Here is an 18467-nt window from a genome sequence, read left to right on the forward strand (position 1 = left end):
GCGGCGCGGCTTAATTCAGGTGTTCGGCGTCACAAGGAGGAGCATGAAGTACGACGATGCAAGTTGGCACTACGGGGGAGACTTCCCGGCCGACCAACCAATCGAGCATGGCGGTACCCACATCGCACTCTTTCTAAAATGGTGCTTCGCTAGAGGCTGGGCTGGCGAGTTGCACACCGAAGAAGAGCCAGATGCTGTCACGCACGTGGTGGACGGGCGGTCGTCTGCCACGGAGTTCTTCTTCAAGTATTGCGATGGCAAGTTCACGGATGAGGATCTGAACGACGAAGGCAATTCGTTTGCCAGCAAGTACTACGGAGACAACGGGCTGTACCTCGAAGACTACGCAGAGCACTTTGGCGATCAGATGTATGTCGCACCTGAAGCCGCGCACGACTTCACGAGGTTCTCGATCATGCTGGATTCCAGACTGGCCAGCGGAATTCTGGAAAAGGCGAAGAACGCATGAGCAGATCAAGCGCGACGCCGAACCCTTCGCTGCAGCGGACGGCTTCGCCGTCCGCTGAGCTTTGACGTTAGAACTCGCATGTCCGAACCGCTTGCTCAATGTGACTGCTGCGATTACTTCACCATCCCGGATGGCAATGACTATGAAATTTGTCCTGTCTGTTTTTGGGAGCCTTATGAGCCATCAGGCGCAAATCATGGCCTCTCGCTTTACGATGGTCGCAAAAACTTCCTTATGTTTGGTGCTTGTGAGGAAAAATTCAAAGCAAATGTCATCGCAACGCCTGAGCGCGAAAAATATCGCTATGCTGCTCGCTCCATCTAGTTCTAACCCTGCGCTCAACCCGACCTGCGCGAAAAGCCGCGCAGTCGGGTTAGTTCCACGTTAGCCATCATGAAAGATCTCGACTTCGTGCTTGAGCTGATTGATCCGTGGATTTCAAAGTTCATTTCCGAGGGCAGCGCTGAGCTGAGCCCGCTTGAATTGGTAGGAGTCGGCATATGGACATTGGAAGCCGAAGTCAACAACGGTGGATTTGATCAGTACTACTTCAACTCCGCTGGCGAGTTGGCTATTCAGACTGTTTCCTCACTCGAAGCCATCGGCGCACCAAACACGGCATCATTGCTCGCGGCAGCCAACAGCGAATTTCCATCGGCTACGCCACCTGCTGATCGCAGGTTGCGGCAAGAGATGCTTGAGAAAATCAGAGACGTTGCCCGATTTGGCGCGCTCGAACAGGAGTTCTATCGCGACGAGGAGCATCTTGTTTCACGACTCGCGAGCTACCTCAAGGGCAACGCCGTTGATGACTAACCCTGCATTCCAGCGGGCCGCCTTCGGTGGCCGCAGAATTTGAACTTTATGCGGCAAAACAATGAGCGCTGACTGGTTCCGCAACACCACTTGGAACGAGGCCATCGAGCGAGAGTTCGATGATAGGCTTAGCCGGGCACGGAAAAAAGAGCAATACCTCCGTATCCAAGGGAACACGCTGGCCCACTCTCACCCAATAGTCGCCCTAAAGCTACTTGAGCGCTATTTCCAACTGCACGACGATTTCGATCATGCCCAAGCTTATGTTGATCAAGCTACGGCACTTCTGGTTCTTGGTCGTATTGAGGACGCGATGGCTGCCTACGAAGCAGCCCTGGCTAGAGAATCGGTTTTTCCAAATTTAAGAACCCAGGCGTATCTCGATCTTCCATATTTGATCGCTACTCGCGGTATTGGGAAGCATTACAACCGCGCCAAGGAACTGCTAAATCAGCATGGGTCTCGCTTAATGTTTCCCGTTGACCACTTTCGTTGGCATGCCGCGCACGCACTGATTGCAGCAGCTTCTGGAGAAACTGAAGTTGCTGGTGCTCACGCTAAGCGCGCACTTGGTGCGGCGAGCCACGAGCATTCCGGCTTCCGCTACCACCCCTCCATTGGGCTGGTGACGGCTCAGTACGACAAAGTGATTAATAAACTGGGGGCACTATGTGCCGCATAACATTCAGCTCCAGTGGGCCGTCAGCCAGCTTTGCTGTCCGCCGTCCGCTGAGTTAGCACGTTAGGGCTAGGCAAGTGAAACGCTGGATTCTCCGAACTCTGCTGGGCTTAGTGCTCCTAGTCACGGGGTTCATCGTTGGCATTCTGTTTCAGTCAGCGGCCCGCCCGGGGGTGAATGCAGTCGTTGTCGAAGTACAGAACGCCACTACCAAGAACATAGAGAAAGTTGTTCTCACACATGAAAGAGGTCGTGTTCAGATATGTAATCTGGGCCCCGGACAAATGCAGACTCTCGCGTTCTTCCCAGGCGGTGAAAATGCGTACACCCTAAAAGCATATTTTGCGGATGGCAAATCCGTTGAAGGGCTAGGCGGTTACGTAGAGCCTGGCTACGCCATGAAAGAAACCATCCACGAAGAAAATATCAAAACAGAATATGATTTTTAATCCACAAAATGCCCTAAAAGGGCATTCCAGCGGACCGTCAAAAGCTGCGCTTTTGCCGTCCGATGAACTTCGATTTTGGGCATGTCTGGGCCAAGCTCATGACGATTGATAGAGATGATTGGCGATTAAATTTTGGCAAGGAGCCGTCCTTCTATAGCCAGTACAGATGGTCGCTGAAAAAGTGGACGAAAACACGTCCGCACTGGGACCACGATCATTGCGAGTTCTGTTCGCAGAAAATCTCTGATATCGAAGGCCAAGACATCCAACACGAGGGGTGGGCCGATAGTGAGGAAACCTATTGGGTATGCAAGTCATGTTTTGAGGATTTCAAGGAAATGTACCAATGGAGATTGAATTGAGTACGCCCAACCCGGCGCTCAACCTCGCTCCCCTCGGTCGCTGGACGCTGCGCGATAAAGCCGCGCAGCGTCCCTGACCTTGAACGTTAGGCTTGCAATGTCCAAACCAAATGTTCCACCCTATAGAGAGTTCGTCGATTGCGATGTATCGTAATCGTCCGGTCTGCGCCGTCTTGTTTGAGTCCCGCTGAATTTGAGAAGGTGTCCACCATTTGAAAGGTGGACACCATGCAGGAGACTCAAAGCCCTCAAAGCATTGAGAGCGGCCTTCAGCGGCGCGGCCGTTACCAGCGCCGCAGCCTCGAAGAGAAGGCCCGGATCGTGGCGCGCTGCGCTGAACCCGGCGCGTCGGTGGCCGCCGTCGCCCTCGCACATGGCGTCAATGCCAACCTTCTGCGCAAATGGATCGAGCGCGCCCGGCAGGAGGCTCCCCCGCCTCGGGCCGCTTTCCTGCCCGTCCAGGTCTCGCCGGCCGCTCACGCGCTCTCTGCGTCCCCGGGAGCATACGACGGCGTTGTCGATGTCGAACTGGGCGGTGCGCGCATTACCCTCCGGGGCCGGGTAGACCCCGCCGTCGTGAGCGCACTCATCGCGGGTCTGCGCCGATGATCGGCTGGCCCGGGGGCCTGCAGGTGTGGCTCGCCGCGGGGGCGACCGACATGCGCCGGGGCTTCGACGGTCTGGCCGCGCTCGTCCAGGAGCGTCTGGGCGCCGATCCCTTCTCGGGCCAGGTGTTCGTCTTTCGGGGACGCAAGGGCGACCGGATCAAACTCCTGTGGTGGGACGGCGACGGTCTGTGCCTGCTCGCCAAGCGGCTCGAAAGTGGTCATTTCGTGTGGCCGCAGGCGAGCGACGGTGCGGTGCATCTGACAGCCGCCCAGCTCTCGATGCTGCTCGAAGGCATCGACTGGCGTCGGCCCCGCCACACGGCCCGTCCCCGACACAGCGCCTGAGACAGGAGGGCTTCTCCCTCTGTTCACCGCAGGTCAGGTCGCGTAAACTGCGTCCATGCCCCCGTCGCCCCTCTCCCTGCCCACCGACATCGCTGCCCTGCAGGCGCTCGTGCTCGCCCAGCAGGCACAGTTGGCGAATCGGGACACCGAGATCGAGCGGCTCACCCTCCTGATCGCCAAGCTGCGCCGGATGCAGTTCGGGCGCCGCTCCGAGCAGCGCGAACAGATGCTCGGGCAGCTCGAACTGTCGCTGGAGGAGCTCGAGAGCGTTCGCGCCGAACGGAGTGCTGCAGCGAGCGCGCCCGAGCGCCCCGCTGAGCCGCCGCACCGGCCGAGCCGCAAGCCGCTGCCCGCGCATCTGCCGCGGGAAACCGTTGAGCACCGGCCACTGGCCTGCGCCTGCCCGGAGTGCGGCGGCGCACTCACGTCCCTGGGTGAGGACGTCAGCGAAGTGCTCGACTACGTGCCGGCCAGTTTCCGGGTGATCCGCCACGTGCGACCCAAGCTCGCCTGCACCCGCTGCGATGCCATCGTCCAGCAGGCGGCGCCGACGCGTCCGATTGCCCGCGGTCTGGCCGGGGCGGGCCTCCTGGCCCACGTGCTGGTGGCCAAGTACGCGGACCATCTGCCGCTCTATCGGCAGAGCGGTATCTACGAGCGCGAAGGCGTGGCGCTGGAGCGCTCGACGCTGGCCGGTTGGGTCGGCCAATGCCACGAACTGCTGCGCCCCCTGGTTGCGGCCCTGCAGGCTTATGTGCTGTCGGCTAACAAGCTGCACGCGGACGATACGCCCGTGCCGGTCCTCGCCCCCGGCGAAGGGCAGACCCGCACCGGACGGCTGTGGACCTATGTGCGGGACGATCGCCCGGCGGGCGACACGGCAGCGCCGGCGGTCTGGTTCGCCTACTCGCCGAATCGGCGCGGCGAACATCCCCAGGGGCACCTCAAAGCCTTCGCGGGCATTCTGCAGGCCGATGCCTACGCCGGTTTCGGCCCGCTCTACGCGACGGGCACGATCCGGGAAGCCGCCTGCTGGGCGCACGTACGGCGCAAGTTCTACGATCTGCACAAGGCACAGGCCTCACCCCTGGCCGCCGAGGCCCTTCAGCGCATCGGCACGCTGTACGCCATCGAGGCGGACATCCGCGGCAAACCGGCGGCTCTCCGCCAGGCTGAGCGGCAGGCTCGGGCAGGACCCGCCCTGCGGACGTTGCGCGAGTGGCTCGACGCCACGCTCCTGGGGCTGTCCCAGAAGTCGACCCTTGCGGAGGCCATCCGCTATGCGCTGGTGCGCTGGGAAGCGCTCGTTCTCTACAGCACCGATGGGCGCATCGAGATCGACAACAACGCGGCCGAACGGGCGTTGCGGACGGTCGCGATCGGTCGCAAGAACTTTCTCTTCGCCGGCTCGGATGCGGGCGGCGAGCGCGCTGCCAGCATCTATAGCCTGATCGGCTCGGCCAAGCTCAACGGCCTCGATCCCGAAGCCTATCTGCGGCATGTCATTGCCCGGATTGCCAATCACCCGGTCAATCGCGTCGAAGAGTTATTGCCATGGAACGTCGCCAGCGCACTTCAGGCCGCCCCGCAAAAGGCCGCCTGAAAGTCTCCGAACCCGCCCGCATCGCGGACCTGCACCTGCCCCACCTCGAGGCCTTTTTCGAAGAAGGCGAGATCACCCTCGGTATCCTGCATCCCGTCGGCGGCGTTGCCATCGCTGCCGACGCGGACAACGCACTGGCCATGCTCAAGCGCCGTCCTGGTGAATCTCTCGCTGATCTGTTGCTCCGGCTCGACGCGGCGATTGCCTGCGCACTCCAGGAGGGCAACTTCATCGACGAGATCAATGCCCCACATGGGAAGTAGGCGTCAAGACGGCGAGGCTAGGACGCTTACGGTTAACCTGCAGATGGCCCAGGAACGGTTTCCGGACATCAAGTTTCTGGAGACGCGGGAGATCTACTGAGCGCCGCCCCGCGCGAATGGCCAGCTTCCGGTTCAGCCATGGGCCCAACGGAGGATGGGGGTTTTTACCTGAAGAGCCGAGCATGCATGTTCGCGTCGCACACTCGGGCGGAGAGGCGAAGTTCTGGCTGGAAGAAGGGGGGGGACATTCGCGGGACACACCGGCCTGTCACAGAAAGAACAGACGGCAGCCGAGGATGTCGTCCTCCGCCACTTGTCGGACAACTGATCAGGCCAAGGCTTTCCTGACGGCGGCAATCACACGCTCCGCCTCAAAGGGCTTGATAACGTAATCGTGAACGCCGCCCCTGATGGCCGCACTGACCGTTTCCCGGTCTGCATGGGCTGTCACCATGAGCACGGGCAGATCAGGATGCACGGCGCGCAGGCAGGCGACGGTATTCAAACCGTCGATCTCCGGCAGATCGACAGCCAGGCAGACGAAATCGGCCTCGTGACGTTCGACGGCCATGAGCCCTTCGAATCCCGAAGCCGCCTCGGCCACTACCTCGAAACCGTTGTCTTCGAGGATGACGCGCAAGAGGCCCCGCGCCAGCACATCACAGTCGACGATAACCGCACGGTGTTGCGGCCCCTCACTTTTGGGCACTGCCTGCCGGCTCTTTCGGAACGCCATGATGGCCTTCACCTGGAGGAGCGCCGTCAGTATGTTTGCCTCGTTCAATGGCTTGCGTATATAGCCGAGCGCACCGCAGTCCATCGCCGTCCTTGCCGCCCCCCTTTGACCATCCAGCCCCATCACCACGACGGCGGTCTCGGGGTTGTCGGCGATCAACGTACGAAGGGCGTCGGGTATCGACGCCTCCATAAGGTGCAGATCGAATATCGCGATATCGGGCTGGAGGCGCCCGACTGTCGCCAACGCTTCCGTTGGCGTACGCAAGCTGGCCAGCACGCGCGCACCCTCGCGGGCCACCATCGTCGCTAATATCGACCGTATCTGCGAATTGGCATCGGCGACGATGAACGAACATCCTTTCAAACGGATTGACATGCTGGCAAATCTATCCTCATGAACGACAACCCCACAGACACGATGCATCAATACGCCGAAATCGGCCGAAACAGAACGGGTTTCGGATATCTCCCGCAATCACCCATCGACAATGCTCACATTCTCCTCTCGCAGCGTTCGGCAAACTTGAGCCGGATCAAATGGTGACCCGGTCCTCCTGGCTCTTGCCATCCCGCACCAGGATTTCCCTCTGCGATACCTGGGCCTGGGTTTGCGTGGTGGCACTCACGTTGCGCTCTACAGCCAGCGCCCCCAAAAATGCCTCCACCTCCACCTTGCTCATGTCCAGCGGGTGCCGCTTGTCATGAAAGAAGATGTAGCGTTTAATCCATCTCACATAAGCCTGCTCGGTTCTCAGTCTGTAATGCTTGGCCCTGATCCACTCCCGAACCTGATCCAGCAAGCGGGGCGACGAGGGGGGAGCCGCAAGAAGGGTAGACGACATCATGACGCAAAACTCCGCAAAAACTGTTTTTATATACATCAACTTAGCACATTTCAGTCGCTTAGGTGAGAGTCGTGTAAGGCGTCAGATGTCGTCTACGTCACGTTAGGCGCAACGGCAACGTCACCCATTTGCCATACCTTTTCACAGATGGAGAGTCAGATGGAAAAAATTGTTGTTCAACCTATGCAATGGTCAAGCGCAAAAGATATTCATCAAGTTGAGCGTCTCTCTTACAAGGATTCCGAGTGCCTTCGCGAAATTCGGGACGTTTTAGTCAAACATGGTGCTTTAGACCGATTTGGGGTCTCGCTTCTTCATAGCCATTTCCCTGTTGAATCAGATGAATATTTGCTTGAGACAGTAGATGTTGAGAATAGATCTTTGCTTATCAGGCCAGTCAAAAAGCTGGAGGTATCAGCGGCAATTCAGACCCAATGGAGACTGAGTGATTGTGAAGCTGTGCAAATTTGTCATGGTTGGTGCCAATATTCTGGCGGCACCCACAATCATGGGCACGATTGGCTTCCCAGCACACCATCATGAAAACTTAGCTTTCACGCTTCGGGCCTGAAAGCGTGGCGTCTAACAATTCCGTCGAGGGGGACCGCCCACTAGCTGCGCTTGTGGGTTCCCTTCGCGGCTTCGCCGCTACGCGGCCCCTCACGTCAAACGTTAGGCCATCAGCCACACCCGCAAGACTTAAATCCCAGAAAGCGCAAGTTCAGGCCTATGGATAAGCCCATCCCTCCAGCCAACAACGTAGTGATCAACGATGTCAACTTATCTGTAGAGTACCTAGGCCGCGGCGGCTACATCTCAGTAGATGGCACCAAGTATTTTATCGAGCACATCGAACAAGGCCACTTCGCCATTCATTTTCCTGGGTACTTTCAAGTAGCCAGCCAGTCTCATCTAGATGCCCTGCAAAGCTATGCAATGCGTCAAGTACCACGGTGGTACGTCGAAAATCATTCGAATCTTTCGCCCGGAATGGGCGCGCCATGACCGATCTGCAACTGTGGCAACATTCATCAGCCTGCGCACCTATCTGCAAGCCTAAGCACCGCATTTGCCAAAGAGGTACTTCCATGACCACATCAAAATCAGATATCGCTGCTCTAGCGCTGAGCGTGACAAAGAAGCACGGCATCCGTAGATGCAGAGAGTGCGCAACAGAATTGAGAGAAGTACTTGCAACACTGGGAAAGAAGGGATGCGTCCTACGTCTCAAAACGCGAGGCGGTCGGGGGTATATCGTGATGAAGGATCCCACATTTCTGCTGCCATTCACGGCTGACAAGGATGAGGCCATCGCAACCAGTGGCCAGCACTTTGGTGTCCTCGTAGGGGGCCTTGTCTATGACAACATTTTTCAACAAGGTATTTCACGAAGCGCTTGGGAAAACTCCTTCGCTTGCGATATCGGCACCTTCGATGTCGAGGAAATCGAGCCGTTCTGAGCGCAGGCTGCACCCAAGACTACGCAGAGCAATTCCCGGCCCACCTCGCCCGAGCAAGTTCGGACCTGAATAATCTGCTCGTGCTTGACACCCTGCTTGCATCGGTTCGATCAGGCAGAGTCAATTACGGCACCACAGGGTAAGGGGATTTTATCGTCCTCGGGAATCCCCCCGTCCCCCCACCGAGCTATGGACGCCATATGGCTAGTTCCCCACCCCACCGGCTTCGCACAAGGCCACCGCGAGGCTGGCCTGCAGGGCGAAGTGCTGGACGGCGCGCCAGCTCGCCTCGTCGAGCCCACGGCCGTTGCGGTCGGCATAGAACACGCCGATCTGCCGTGATGCCAAGCCAAAGGGCACAATGAAACCGGACTCGCAGCCGGTGACGGCGCACAGCCTTTCGGTGCCACCGCGCTCTACGCGTTCCACGTTGATCCAGCTTGCTGTGCCGCTATCAATGGCTTCGTCGATCACATCCTCCGGATCACCGTCCATCGAAAAGCTGAAATGCTCGCAAAGAGCTTCACCACCACTGCCCAGCCCGAACTTGCCCCGCAGATGCATGCGATCACGTGTCAGGAGCGCGACCACCACCCGCTCACAGCCGACGCCCCGAACCAAGCCTTCGGCAGCCAGTTGAAGAATGTCGGCGATGGCCGCCCGTTCAAGGCTCATCACCGCAAGATCCTGCAGGATGCGCAACTGCAGTGCCGCGTCGGGCCCGGAAGGGACGGCCAGCGCCTCGGAGTCAGGCACAACGACGGACGCATCCGCCCTTGGAATCGCCCGTCCAGCCTCAGGTGCCCCAAAAAATGCGGCTACGCGTGCAGCCTCTCCTGCGTTGGCGATGACCTCTGCGCTGACCACGGACGGCGGCAGACCGAGATAGTCCGCTGCTTCGCGGATCACCCTGCGCGCACCGGTGGAATCCCACCCGTCCTCAGACGCGCGTGCCAACCGGTTGCCGATCACCACCGCCCACTCTGGCCCATGGCTTCGCGCATCGCCCTCGATCGCGGCAGCCGCCAGGGAGCCCAGTTTCCACTCCCGCACCAATCCCGCCGAAAGATGGCGCAGGGAGAACCCCAGCACCACTTGCTGAGCCTCTTCTTCACGCAGCTGGCCCTGCTTCATGCACCGTTCGAGGGCTTGCGCGCGCTCGCCACCAAAGCACCAGAAAGCCATCTCCCCCACCCGTGACAACAGCGCGGCGATGAACACCTTTTCGCCCTCCTGCTCGCCTCGCCGCTGAATCACCCATCGGGCTTGTACCGCTGCGTGAAAACTGCGTGCCATTTCCAGATTGACACGGCTGCGCACGCTGCCGCTCAGCAGCACGTCAATGAGTGCCACTGACAAGGCCAGCTGGGCCACGGGATCAAATCCCAGGACCACGATGGCCCTGGAAACCGTGCTGATTCCCTGGTGGGCTTGATTGAAGTAGGCGCTATTGGCAAGCCGCAGCACCTTGGTGGTCATGGAGGCGTCTTTCAGGATGACCTGTGCCAATGCAGACGCGGACGCGCGTTCGTCACCGATGATCCTCCGCAGGGCATCAACAGTGCGTGCAAATACCGGCATATCGCACCCGCGGATGCGGGCGATCCATTCACTCAGATCAGAAGGGCCAGGACTAATGGAATTCATGTTGTCACCTCTGATCGATATCGGCAGGGGACGTTGCGGCTTGAGGGGCAGTCGGCGCACAGGGGAGTGAGAGCCATGATCTCCCGACACGCCTGCCCCCATTTCACTCATACACGTCATCCGCTCATGCGCCTGCCCACCCGCCCCGCGTTTTCCTTGCACCACCGGGATAAACCCGTCAGCCCACGGAGCGCAGGCAGGTGACGGAAAGGCGAGCATAGGTCTCGGGGATGCACTCGCCTTCTGAGGGCGGGGGCTGCAGACACTGCCGGGCTCGAGCCCTCCCCGGTCTGGCCCGCCATCCTTGTGCGGCCAGAACCCATACCACTCGCGGAGGAGACAACATGAGCATGATGCGGGCGGCGCGCTTGCATGAGATTGGTGGCAGGTTCTCCATTGATCAGATTCCCATCCCCACGCCGGGCAGGCACGAGGTGCTGGTGAAGGTCGAGGCCTGCGGGCTGATTCCGAACCTGCGCAACGTGGTCACGCACTTTCCAAGCTGGTATCCCTTTTTGCCGCTGCCGGCGCTACCGGCCACCTTCGGCCTCGACAGCGCGGGCACGGTGGCGGCGGTGGGCGATGGCGTCACCGCCTGGAAGCCGGGCGACCGGGTGTATGTGAACCCGGGCATCGGCTGCGGCGAGTGCCGTTACTGCCGGCAGGGCGAGCCGACACGCTGCGACAGCTATACCTTCATGGGCTACTTCGGCTTCGGCCCGGGCTCCCAGGCGATCTTCAAGCGCTACCCCCATGCGGGCTACGGTGAATACCTGACCGCCCCGGCGGCCAACCTCGTTCGTCTACCCGACACGCTGAGTTCAGCCCAGGCAGCCCGCCTCGGCTACCTGGGCACCGCCTATTCGGCAATCCGCAAATCGGCCCTGCGGCCCGGCCAGAGTCTGCTGATCCTCGGCGCCACCGGCACCCTGGGGGTGGGCGCGACGCTCCTTGCGCTCGCCTTCGGCGCCGCCCAGGTGCTGGTTGTTGCCCGGGATCGCACTGCGCTGGAACGCCTCGTCGCCGTCGCCCCCCAGCGCGTGGTGCCGGTGGTGCTGGGCGAAGGCGGGATCGCCGAGCAGGCGCGCCGGCATCTGCCCGACGGTGTAGACGCCATGCTGGACACCCTGGGGGCGAAGGCGCCCGCCGAGCTCTCGGTCGATGCCATGGGTGCGGTGGCCCGCGGCGGGCGCATCGTGCAGATCGGCGGCGTGGCCGGCCCCATTCCGATTGATCCGCACCCCTTCATGTGCGCACAACTGCAGTACATCGGCTCCCTGTGGTTCACCCCGACCGAAGGGGAGGAACTGGTGAGCATGATCGGCGCCGGCCTCGTGGACCTGGGCCTGCTGGAGCCCCACGCCTATCCGCTGGAGCAGCTCAATGAAGCGCTCGCGGCGGTCGAGTCCCAGGCCAACGGCTTTACCAACTTCCACATCACCCACGCCTGACCGCCCCACCACGCCTTACCCCAACGAGGAGAAGCTGATGCAACCCACGAGAATCGTCACCGGCCACGACGCCGAAGGCCGCGCCGACTTTGCCCTGCAAACGCCACTGGAGCACGGCGCCTTTGAGCACCACCCCGGCTTCGTCGCCAACCTGCTCTGGCGCACCGGCCCCCAACCGGCGATCCCCACACGCCCGTCCGATCCGGTGGTGGCGGTGGAGTCGGTCATTCCGCAGCCGGGCGGCACCATCGCCATGATGGTGAGCTTCCCCCCCGACAGCGTGATGAGCGCCCCCCACTTCGACCCTGCCGCCGCCGGGATGGAGTTTGCGCAACGGCTGCCCGGCCTCGCCGAGAGCTTCGACCCCGACGGATCGGGCTATCACCGCACGGACACGATGGACTATGGCGTCGTGCTGGAGGGCGAGATCTGGCTGGATCTCGACGACGGGCGCGTGCGCCACCTGAAGGCGGGCGACGTCGTTGTGCAGCTCGGCACCCGGCATGCCTGGCGCAACCGCAGCGAGCACCCGGCGCGCATGTTCTTCGTGCTGATCGGCGCAGTACGCGGCTGATTGCCACCCTCGCCCGTGCCTTACACTATCGTGATGTTCGACCCACAACGCATGTCTGGAGGATGCTCACGATGAAGATTGCCTTGTTTGTTGCTGCCCCCCTCGCGGCCTGGGGGCTGGGCCTTTCGGCTGCGGCTTTCGCTGCAGGCCCCACCTTCACCTGTGCGAAGGCGCAGGGTGAGGTGGAGAAGCTGATCTGCAATGACGCGTCACTGGCGGCGCGGGATGTTCGGCTTGCCGAGGTCTACAAGGCCGCCGCGGCGAAGGCCACGGGCAAGCTTGCGGCGCAGCTGCGGGCCGAGCAGCGCGGGTGGGTCAAGGGCCGGAACGAGTGCTGGAAGGCGAACGGGCAGCAGACCTGGATCACGGCGACGTGGACGGTGGATACGGTGAAGGGCTGCGTGGATGCCCAGTACCGGCTGCGCACCTCGGAGCTGCAGTCGGTGTGGCGGCTGGTGGCACCCAAGACGATCGCCCATACCTGTCAGAACAATCCCGCCAACGAGATCGTGGCGAACTTTTTCGACACCGACCCAGCCACAATCCGCCTGGAACGCGGGGATCGCACCGTGACACTGTGGCGTGTGGGTGCGGCCGGTGATGGCAGCTACGAGGGACAAAACGTCAGCCTCGTGACCAAGGGCGACACGCTGCAGGTGAACTGGCTGAACACCGACACCGGCAAGACAGACGCGTTACAGTGCACTGCGCGTTAGATGATTGACGCAGGGCAGCCAGCCCACCATTGGGAGGCTGACTGACTCGTGATGCGTATCGCGTGACAAGCGAGGCTGATGCCTTCGGCCAGACAAGAATGGAAAGGGAAGAAGAATGGCGCTGTCGCAACTCAACTGGCATGTCATCTACGACAAGATCCAGCCAACCAAGATTCTGGCCACCGTTGGGGTCTCGAACGAGACGATCCAGTGCATCGCATATCACTACGGATTCAAGGACCAGAACCTGGATTCAAGAACGTCACTGGATGAGCACTTGTGGTTCAGTCAGAAACCCGCATGGGATCTGCACATTGCCTACAGCCTCGCCCTTCAGGAAGCGGCCTACGATGTAGACCTGATTCAATCGAGTATCAGGGAAATCCTCCGTACCGGGGCACAGGCAGCCGTCAGCTCAGCCCAATACGCCTATTTTCAGGTTCTCGTGGGCATCCCGGTCAGCCAGGCATTGACCGCTGCAGGCATTACAGGGATCAAAAAGATGATTTATGGCGCCTCGATAAAGGCAGCGCTGAAAGGCGTCGTGATGTGAGATGTCTCAGGCTTCAATTAAGAATTCGAGCCCATACGCAGTCGATTTTATCCTTCATCAGCTCAATGGCCAGCGAAACACGGTGTCGTCCATCGGTAACTTCGTAAGCGTTGCCAGAGCAAGTCAAGGTAATCGGATCCCCCTGCCACTGGGGGTTGGTGAGAATTTCACCCAGAGTATTGAAGCCGTTCTTGAGTTGAATGAGTCGGGCCTGGTTGAGCTCATAGATCGCAGGCGGCCGTATCTTTGAAAGCGGAACGGCAACAAGCTTGACGCCGCGCACAATGACCACGGTACCAGCCGGAACAAGAGGCGCAACCATCAGCTTATCTCCAGGTGCTTATCGATTTAATGGCTATGACGATCCTGCCTCGCCTTGATACATGAACCCGAATGCAGCGTCGGCATATCAGGCAGGATTGGGAAAAACCAAGCTGCTTTTTGGCCGCCTAATTTACCTTGGGGCGCGCTGCACAATACGGTTCAAAATAGGTCTCGGGGATTCTCTTGTCGCTGGCCCAGTCAAGACCCGTGGTGTTTTCGGTGGCACTTCCGCCTGCACATTGAATCACGGTCTGAGCCCAACTATTGCTGTTGAAGCCAATACCGGCCGCGGGATACTTGATTGGGTCATTGCGGACATTGATCCTGTAGTTCTCAATCCGCCAGATGACCCGTTCAATGGCAGCCGTGTCGCTCAAAGCGCCAAAGCCGGCTTGAAACATCTCTGTATCAAAATCTGACCGGAAAGCTGAAACCTTCTCTCCCCCAAAAAACTCCATCGTCGCCTTGAGGTCTGATTTCTCGAAATACTCGGCGACGAGTCGCCCGTTGATGTTTTGCGCACCGACGACCACACCATAAACGTCCTGACCATCTTTTCGCCCAAGGAAGCGCGCCTGCGCTTCGACGGCAGAAAAAGCCCGGCACGACATGAGGTAGAAGCCCGTCAGCACGATAAATTGATGAGTGCCTACTGGAACCACGCGACCCAAGATAGATGGCCATCTGTTCTCCTGCTGCACTACCCCGCCAGACTCTGATCGGGCATCGGGTGCGATTAAGCCTGCATTTAATCGGCGGCGTTCGAGTTCGCCAGCCCCGCAAGTACCAACAAGCAAAATACAAAAGAGCAATTCGCCATCGCCAATTGCCCCTCAAAGACCGCAAAAGCCTGATTTGAGCTCACGCGCGCATTCAATTCAACTCAACACGTGTTCAGGAGCGACATGCTACGGTTTGATCTCCATCATCAGACCATCGGCAATCACTACCGAAGCCTCTGAGGCGCCACCGCCTCTCTATCGCTGAGCATATTCGAATGACGCGGCCGATTTTGCAACAACATTTTTCACAGTATTCCACTCGTCGGACATCTACCCAATTCGCCACCCGAAACCACCTCATGTGTTCAAGTCAAACCGGCTCAAATGAGGCCACGGCTGGCTATCTGGAGAATCAAGACCCCGGCCTGGAATCAACCGCATGCGCCTCAGCCACGTGCTTGTCAGCCCCATGCAGTGCCAACTAAGATGCATACGTCTATTCCCTCTTGCCAGCTCAACCCCCTCCACTCCCGGGACACCTCCATGAAACTCCATGCCTTCGTGGCAATGCCCTTCGGCACCAAGCCGAACGACAAGGGTGAGCAGGTCGACTTCAACCGCATTTTCGATGAACTGATCAAGCCGGCCCTGGAGGATGCGGGGCTGGAGGTGCTGCGGGCCGACAAGGAGCAGCGGGCCGGGGACATCCGCCTGGACATGTTCCAGGAGCTGCTGATGGCCGATCTGGTGGTGGCCGACCTGAGCATCGACAACCCCAACGTGTGGTACGAACTGGGGGTGCGCCACGCCCTGCGGGCCCGCGGGGTGGTCCTCGTCCAGGGGCCGCGCAACACCAAGCCCTTCGACATCTACACCGACCGCAAGCTGACCTACCACCTGAAGGACGGCGCGCCCGACCCGGCCCATCTGGCCGACGACCGCAAGGCCATCACCGACATGACCGTCGCCACCCTCGCGGCCTGGCACGAACGCCCGGTGAGCCCGGTGTACGGGCTGCTCCCCAATCTGCGTGAGCCCGACTGGAAGAGCTTGCGCATCGGTGCCGTGCGGGAGTACTGGCATCGCCACGATGCCTGGGCGGCCCTCATCGACAAAGCCCGCAAGGCCGGCCGACCGGAGGATGTGCTGGTGCTGGCCGACGAGGCGCCAGTCACCGCCCTGCGGGTGGAGGCCAGGCTCAAGGCAGGTACGGCCCTGCTCAAGGGGCGGCACTATAACTACGCCCTGGAACAGTTCGATCTGGCCCTCGGCTTCGACCCCACCAATCTGGAGGCCGCCCGCCAGCGCGGCATCTGCCTGCAGCGCCTGAAGCGGCCGGACGACGCCCGGAGCGCCTACGAGGCCATCCTGGTCGAACACCCGGGCGATGTGGAAACCCAGTCGCTCCTCGCCCGCCTCGACAAGGACGCGTGGATGGACGCCTGGAACCACCCGGAGCACAGCCCGGCGAAGATGCGTGAAGACGCCGCCTACGAGGAAGCGCTGCTGAAGGCAGCCATCGTCGGCTATGCTGGGGCCTTCCGCGCCGCACCGGACCACTACTACTCGGGCATCAATGCCGTCACCCTGATGCACCTCCATCGCCATCTCACCAACGAGGCCGACTTCGACGCCGAAGCGCGCACCATGGCTGGCGGTGTGGCCTGGGCCGCCACCTGCGAGCGGTCCCCGGCGCAGCGCTTCTGGGCTGCAGCCACCCTGGGCGATCTGGCCATTCTCAACGGCAACGCCGAGGATGTGAAGGATGCTTACCAGGCCGCCATCGCCCTGGCCGACAAGGACTGGTTTGCCCTGGATGCCTGCCTGGCCCAGCTGCGCCTGCTCGCCAGCCTGGGCTTCCGGCCCGACGAGGTGGGCGCCGGCATCACCACCTTCGAGCGCGCCCTCACCCGGCTCGAGCCCCCCACCGAAAAGGGCTGGCAGCCGCGCAAGGTGTTCCTGTTCTCCGGGCACATGATCGACAGCCCCGCCCGGCCCACGCCGCGCTTCCCGGCCGACAAGGAGCCCATCGCCGCCCAGGCCATCGCCGACGCCCTGGCCCGCCTCGGCGCCGGCAAGGACGACTTGGCCATCACCCAGGGCGCCTCGGGTGGCGACCTGCTGTTTACCGAAGCCTGCCTCGCCCTGGGCATGCATGTGCAGCTCCTGCTGCCCCTGCCCGAGGCCGACTTCATCGAACAATCCATCCTCCCGGCCACCAATGGCGATGCCTGGCGCGACCGCTACTTTGCCGTGCGCGACCACACCCGCACCCTGCCCAACCGGGTCATGCCGGAGGTTCTCGGCCCCTTGCCCAAAGACGCGTCCGGCAAGCCGATGAGCCCCTTCGAACGCTGCAACCACTGGCTGCTGCACAGCACCCTGTCCCTGGGCGTCAAGCGCGGCTACATGATCTGCCTGTGGAACGGCAGTGGTGGCGACGGCCCCGGCGGCACCGAACACATGGTTCGCGAAGTGAAACAACGCACCGGCCAGGTCGTCTGGCTCGATACACGCAAGCTCTGGTAAGCCCTCTCCGCAAAGGACACCCACCATGCCCACCGCCCTCGAACTGCGCATCAAGACCCCTGGCCCCAAGAAGATCCTGTCCTGCGATGGCGGAGGCATCCTCGGCCTGATGAGTGTCGAAATTCTGGCCAGGCTGGAGTCCGACCTGCGCACCGAACTCGGCAAGCCCGATCTGCTGCTCTGCGACTACTTCGACTTTGTCTGCGGCACCAGCACCGGGGCCATCGTCGCCGCCTGCATTTCGGCCGGCATGAGCACCGAGCAGATCCGCGGCTTCTACGTCAGCAGCGGCAAGCAAATGTTCGACCAGGCCTCCCTGCTCAAGCGCCTGCACTACTCCTACAACAAGGAACCCCTGGCGAAAAAGCTGCAGGCTGCATTCAGCGATGCACTGGGCGCCGACACGACCCTGGGCAGCCCGGGCCTGCGCTCCCTGCTGATGATGGTGATGCGCAACGCCAGCACCGATTCACCCTGGCCGGTGAGCAACAACCCCTTCGCCACGTACAACCAGCGCGACCGGCACGACTGCAACCTGGCGCTGCCCCTGTGGCAGCTGGTGCGCGCCAGCACGGCCGCGCCCACCTTCTTTCCGCCCGAGGTGGTGACCCTCGGCAAGGGCAAGCAGGCCTACACCTTCGTCTTCGTGGATGGCGGTGTCACCACCTACAACAACGCCGCCTTCCTGGCCTACCAGATGGCCACCGCCGAGCCTTATCGTCTCAACTGGAAGACCGGCACCGACCAGCTGCTGATCGTCTCGGTGGGCACCGGCAGCGCCCCTGCCGCCCGGCCAGACCTGAAGCCCGGCGACCTGTGGCTGATGGACAACGCCAGGAACCTGCCCGGCGCCCTGATGAACGCTGCCAGCGCCGGCTGGGACATGGCCTGCCGGCTGGTGGGCGAGTGCCGTTTCGGCCGCCCCATCGACCGGGAGTTCGGCGACATGGTGGGCGCAGCCACCTCCACCGGCACCAAACAGTTTGCCTACGTGCGCTACGACCCGGACGTGAGCCAGACCGGGCTCGATGCGCTGGGTCTTGACCACATCAAAGCCGCCGATGTGCAGACGCTGGACTCCATCGATTTCATTCCGCAGATCCAGGAAGTGGGCGTGGCCTACGCAGGTGCGCACGTGAAGACGGCGGAGCACCTGCGCGGTTTCCTGTAATCAACAACCTGTCCGGGAAGCCACGTGCGGAGGTCGAGTGAAGCTGATTTCTTGAGTTTGACGCGTCGTCTGACGATCCGCGCAGGGCGACTCGTAGGGGCGACATCAGTAGCCCGCGGACACGATCAACGGCAATTCTGTGA

General features: G+C 61.1%; 23 protein-coding genes. 18 read left to right on the forward strand and 5 right to left on the reverse strand.

Going from position 1 to position 18467, the window contains the following annotated elements:
- Positions 1 to 43 precede the first annotated feature (43 nt).
- The 9 genes from ACIQ09_RS10970 to ACIQ09_RS11010 all read left to right on the forward strand — a co-directional run bounded on the left by ACIQ09_RS10970 (position 44) and on the right by ACIQ09_RS11010 (position 5594).
- On the forward strand, positions 44 to 469 hold the full coding sequence (locus tag ACIQ09_RS10970; protein ID WP_398309204.1) for a hypothetical protein: 426 nt from the start codon (positions 44 to 46) through the stop codon (positions 467 to 469).
- Between the two features lie 78 nt (positions 470 to 547).
- Positions 548 to 793: a CPCC family cysteine-rich protein gene (locus tag ACIQ09_RS10975; RefSeq protein ID WP_398309207.1), complete on the forward strand. Its 246-nt coding sequence runs from the start codon at positions 548 to 550 to the stop codon at positions 791 to 793.
- 69 nt (positions 794 to 862) lie between these two features.
- Positions 863 to 1285: a DUF4375 domain-containing protein gene (locus ACIQ09_RS10980; RefSeq protein WP_398309210.1), complete on the forward strand. Its 423-nt coding sequence runs from the start codon at positions 863 to 865 to the stop codon at positions 1283 to 1285.
- A gap of 61 nt (positions 1286 to 1346) precedes the next feature.
- A complete protein-coding gene (locus ACIQ09_RS10985; RefSeq protein ID WP_398309213.1) occupies positions 1347 to 1967 on the forward strand; it encodes a hypothetical protein in 621 nt (206 codons plus the stop codon).
- Between the two features lie 74 nt (positions 1968 to 2041).
- A complete protein-coding gene (locus ACIQ09_RS10990; protein ID WP_398309216.1) occupies positions 2042 to 2413 on the forward strand; it encodes a hypothetical protein in 372 nt (123 codons plus the stop codon).
- Positions 2414 to 3003: 590 nt separating this feature from the next.
- Positions 3004 to 3384, forward strand: coding sequence for an IS66-like element accessory protein TnpA (gene tnpA / locus ACIQ09_RS10995; RefSeq protein ID WP_398309219.1), 381 nt, complete (start codon positions 3004 to 3006; stop codon positions 3382 to 3384).
- Positions 3381 to 3728 carry an IS66 family insertion sequence element accessory protein TnpB gene (gene tnpB / locus ACIQ09_RS11000; protein ID WP_398309222.1) on the forward strand — a complete coding sequence of 116 codons (348 nt, stop codon included), beginning with the start codon at positions 3381 to 3383 and terminating at the stop codon, positions 3726 to 3728. The genes tnpA and tnpB overlap by 4 nt, the downstream gene beginning before the upstream one ends.
- 55 nt (positions 3729 to 3783) lie before the next feature.
- On the forward strand, positions 3784 to 5331 hold the full coding sequence (gene tnpC, locus ACIQ09_RS11005) for an IS66 family transposase (RefSeq protein WP_398309225.1): 1548 nt from the start codon (positions 3784 to 3786) through the stop codon (positions 5329 to 5331).
- On the forward strand, positions 5283 to 5594 hold the full coding sequence (locus tag ACIQ09_RS11010; protein WP_398309228.1) for a hypothetical protein: 312 nt from the start codon (positions 5283 to 5285) through the stop codon (positions 5592 to 5594). Before tnpC ends, ACIQ09_RS11010 begins: the two co-directional genes overlap by 49 nt.
- Before the next feature lie 328 nt (positions 5595 to 5922).
- Here ACIQ09_RS11010 and ACIQ09_RS11015 read toward each other — a convergent pair whose 3' ends face one another.
- Together ACIQ09_RS11015 and ACIQ09_RS11020 are read right to left on the reverse strand one after the other, a co-directional pair.
- Positions 5923 to 6708: a response regulator gene (locus tag ACIQ09_RS11015; RefSeq protein ID WP_398309231.1), complete on the reverse strand. Its 786-nt coding sequence runs from the start codon at positions 6706 to 6708 to the stop codon at positions 5923 to 5925.
- A gap of 157 nt (positions 6709 to 6865) precedes the next feature.
- Positions 6866 to 7213 carry a phage integrase N-terminal SAM-like domain-containing protein gene (locus tag ACIQ09_RS11020; RefSeq protein ID WP_398309234.1) on the reverse strand — a complete coding sequence of 116 codons (348 nt, stop codon included), beginning with the start codon at positions 7211 to 7213 and terminating at the stop codon, positions 6866 to 6868.
- A 123-nt stretch (positions 7214 to 7336) separates the two neighbouring features.
- On the opposite strand from ACIQ09_RS11020, the gene ACIQ09_RS11025 reads away from it, so the two are divergent.
- The 3 genes from ACIQ09_RS11025 to ACIQ09_RS11035 all read left to right on the forward strand — a co-directional run bounded on the left by ACIQ09_RS11025 (position 7337) and on the right by ACIQ09_RS11035 (position 8637).
- Positions 7337 to 7720: a hypothetical protein gene (locus ACIQ09_RS11025; protein ID WP_398309237.1), complete on the forward strand. Its 384-nt coding sequence runs from the start codon at positions 7337 to 7339 to the stop codon at positions 7718 to 7720.
- Between the two features lie 186 nt (positions 7721 to 7906).
- Positions 7907 to 8182 (forward strand): hypothetical protein, encoded by a 276-nt coding sequence (locus ACIQ09_RS11030; protein ID WP_398309240.1) that lies wholly within the window; start codon positions 7907 to 7909, stop codon positions 8180 to 8182.
- On the forward strand, positions 8179 to 8637 hold the full coding sequence (locus ACIQ09_RS11035) for a papain fold toxin domain-containing protein (RefSeq protein ID WP_398309243.1): 459 nt from the start codon (positions 8179 to 8181) through the stop codon (positions 8635 to 8637). Before ACIQ09_RS11030 ends, ACIQ09_RS11035 begins: the two co-directional genes overlap by 4 nt.
- A gap of 204 nt (positions 8638 to 8841) precedes the next feature.
- On the opposite strand, the gene ACIQ09_RS11040 is transcribed toward ACIQ09_RS11035, so the two are convergent.
- Complete coding sequence (locus ACIQ09_RS11040) at positions 8842 to 10284, reverse strand: HDOD domain-containing protein (RefSeq protein ID WP_398309246.1); 1443 nt, start codon at positions 10282 to 10284, stop codon at positions 8842 to 8844.
- 344 nt (positions 10285 to 10628) lie between these two features.
- Between ACIQ09_RS11040 and ACIQ09_RS11045 the strand changes: the two genes are divergently transcribed.
- The 4 genes from ACIQ09_RS11045 (at position 10629) to ACIQ09_RS11060 (ending at position 13578) form a co-directional block, all read left to right on the forward strand.
- On the forward strand, positions 10629 to 11735 hold the full coding sequence (locus ACIQ09_RS11045; protein WP_398309249.1) for an alcohol dehydrogenase catalytic domain-containing protein: 1107 nt from the start codon (positions 10629 to 10631) through the stop codon (positions 11733 to 11735).
- A 37-nt stretch (positions 11736 to 11772) separates the two neighbouring features.
- The gene (locus tag ACIQ09_RS11050) at positions 11773 to 12309 is read left to right on the forward strand and encodes a cupin domain-containing protein (RefSeq protein WP_398309252.1); all 537 of its coding nucleotides are present in this window, start codon (positions 11773 to 11775) and stop codon (positions 12307 to 12309) included.
- Positions 12310 to 12380: 71 nt separating this feature from the next.
- Entirely contained in the window at positions 12381 to 13025 is a 645-nt protein-coding gene (locus tag ACIQ09_RS11055; protein ID WP_398309255.1) for a lysozyme inhibitor LprI family protein, read from the forward strand.
- Between the two features lie 115 nt (positions 13026 to 13140).
- Complete coding sequence (locus tag ACIQ09_RS11060; RefSeq protein WP_398309258.1) at positions 13141 to 13578, forward strand: hypothetical protein; 438 nt, start codon at positions 13141 to 13143, stop codon at positions 13576 to 13578.
- A gap of 13 nt (positions 13579 to 13591) precedes the next feature.
- Here the strand turns inward: ACIQ09_RS11060 and ACIQ09_RS11065 are convergent, their stop codons facing one another.
- Positions 13592 to 13900 carry a hypothetical protein gene (locus tag ACIQ09_RS11065; RefSeq protein WP_398309261.1) on the reverse strand — a complete coding sequence of 103 codons (309 nt, stop codon included), beginning with the start codon at positions 13898 to 13900 and terminating at the stop codon, positions 13592 to 13594.
- A 127-nt stretch (positions 13901 to 14027) separates the two neighbouring features.
- Positions 14028 to 14573 (reverse strand): hypothetical protein, encoded by a 546-nt coding sequence (locus ACIQ09_RS11070; RefSeq protein ID WP_398309264.1) that lies wholly within the window; start codon positions 14571 to 14573, stop codon positions 14028 to 14030.
- A gap of 594 nt (positions 14574 to 15167) precedes the next feature.
- Here ACIQ09_RS11070 and ACIQ09_RS11075 point away from each other — a divergent pair.
- Together ACIQ09_RS11075 and ACIQ09_RS11080 are read left to right on the forward strand one after the other, a co-directional pair.
- Complete coding sequence (locus ACIQ09_RS11075) at positions 15168 to 17153, forward strand: TRAFs-binding domain-containing protein (RefSeq protein ID WP_398309267.1); 1986 nt, start codon at positions 15168 to 15170, stop codon at positions 17151 to 17153.
- 25 nt (positions 17154 to 17178) lie between these two features.
- Positions 17179 to 18324 (forward strand): patatin-like phospholipase family protein, encoded by a 1146-nt coding sequence (locus ACIQ09_RS11080; RefSeq protein ID WP_398309270.1) that lies wholly within the window; start codon positions 17179 to 17181, stop codon positions 18322 to 18324.
- Positions 18325 to 18467 lie beyond the last annotated feature (143 nt).

Source organism: Zoogloea sp. (genome assembly GCF_044344315.1).
GTDB lineage: Bacteria > Pseudomonadota > Gammaproteobacteria > Burkholderiales > Rhodocyclaceae > Zoogloea.

Coding starts and splice junctions, on each gene's coding strand:
- ACIQ09_RS11040 (WP_398309246.1), bottom strand. CDS start 10,284: ATGAATTCCATTAGTCCTGGCCCTTCTGATCTGAGTGAATGGATCGCC.
- ACIQ09_RS11030 (WP_398309240.1), top strand. CDS start 7,907: ATGGATAAGCCCATCCCTCCAGCCAACAACGTAGTGATCAACGATGTC.
- ACIQ09_RS11060 (WP_398309258.1), top strand. CDS start 13,141: ATGGCGCTGTCGCAACTCAACTGGCATGTCATCTACGACAAGATCCAG.
- ACIQ09_RS11010 (WP_398309228.1), top strand. CDS start 5,283: ATGGAACGTCGCCAGCGCACTTCAGGCCGCCCCGCAAAAGGCCGCCTG.
- ACIQ09_RS10980 (WP_398309210.1), top strand. CDS start 863: ATGAAAGATCTCGACTTCGTGCTTGAGCTGATTGATCCGTGGATTTCA.
- ACIQ09_RS11050 (WP_398309252.1), top strand. CDS start 11,773: ATGCAACCCACGAGAATCGTCACCGGCCACGACGCCGAAGGCCGCGCC.
- ACIQ09_RS11035 (WP_398309243.1), top strand. CDS start 8,179: ATGACCGATCTGCAACTGTGGCAACATTCATCAGCCTGCGCACCTATC.
- ACIQ09_RS11080 (WP_398309270.1), top strand. CDS start 17,179: ATGCCCACCGCCCTCGAACTGCGCATCAAGACCCCTGGCCCCAAGAAG.
- ACIQ09_RS11055 (WP_398309255.1), top strand. CDS start 12,381: ATGAAGATTGCCTTGTTTGTTGCTGCCCCCCTCGCGGCCTGGGGGCTG.
- ACIQ09_RS11065 (WP_398309261.1), bottom strand. CDS start 13,900: ATGGTTGCGCCTCTTGTTCCGGCTGGTACCGTGGTCATTGTGCGCGGC.
- ACIQ09_RS11045 (WP_398309249.1), top strand. CDS start 10,629: ATGAGCATGATGCGGGCGGCGCGCTTGCATGAGATTGGTGGCAGGTTC.
- ACIQ09_RS11025 (WP_398309237.1), top strand. CDS start 7,337: ATGGAAAAAATTGTTGTTCAACCTATGCAATGGTCAAGCGCAAAAGAT.
- ACIQ09_RS11015 (WP_398309231.1), bottom strand. CDS start 6,708: ATGTCAATCCGTTTGAAAGGATGTTCGTTCATCGTCGCCGATGCCAAT.
- tnpC (WP_398309225.1), top strand. CDS start 3,784: ATGCCCCCGTCGCCCCTCTCCCTGCCCACCGACATCGCTGCCCTGCAG.
- ACIQ09_RS11020 (WP_398309234.1), bottom strand. CDS start 7,213: ATGTATATAAAAACAGTTTTTGCGGAGTTTTGCGTCATGATGTCGTCT.
- tnpA (WP_398309219.1), top strand. CDS start 3,004: ATGCAGGAGACTCAAAGCCCTCAAAGCATTGAGAGCGGCCTTCAGCGG.
- tnpB (WP_398309222.1), top strand. CDS start 3,381: ATGATCGGCTGGCCCGGGGGCCTGCAGGTGTGGCTCGCCGCGGGGGCG.
- ACIQ09_RS10970 (WP_398309204.1), top strand. CDS start 44: ATGAAGTACGACGATGCAAGTTGGCACTACGGGGGAGACTTCCCGGCC.
- ACIQ09_RS11075 (WP_398309267.1), top strand. CDS start 15,168: ATGAAACTCCATGCCTTCGTGGCAATGCCCTTCGGCACCAAGCCGAAC.
- ACIQ09_RS10975 (WP_398309207.1), top strand. CDS start 548: ATGTCCGAACCGCTTGCTCAATGTGACTGCTGCGATTACTTCACCATC.
- ACIQ09_RS10985 (WP_398309213.1), top strand. CDS start 1,347: ATGAGCGCTGACTGGTTCCGCAACACCACTTGGAACGAGGCCATCGAG.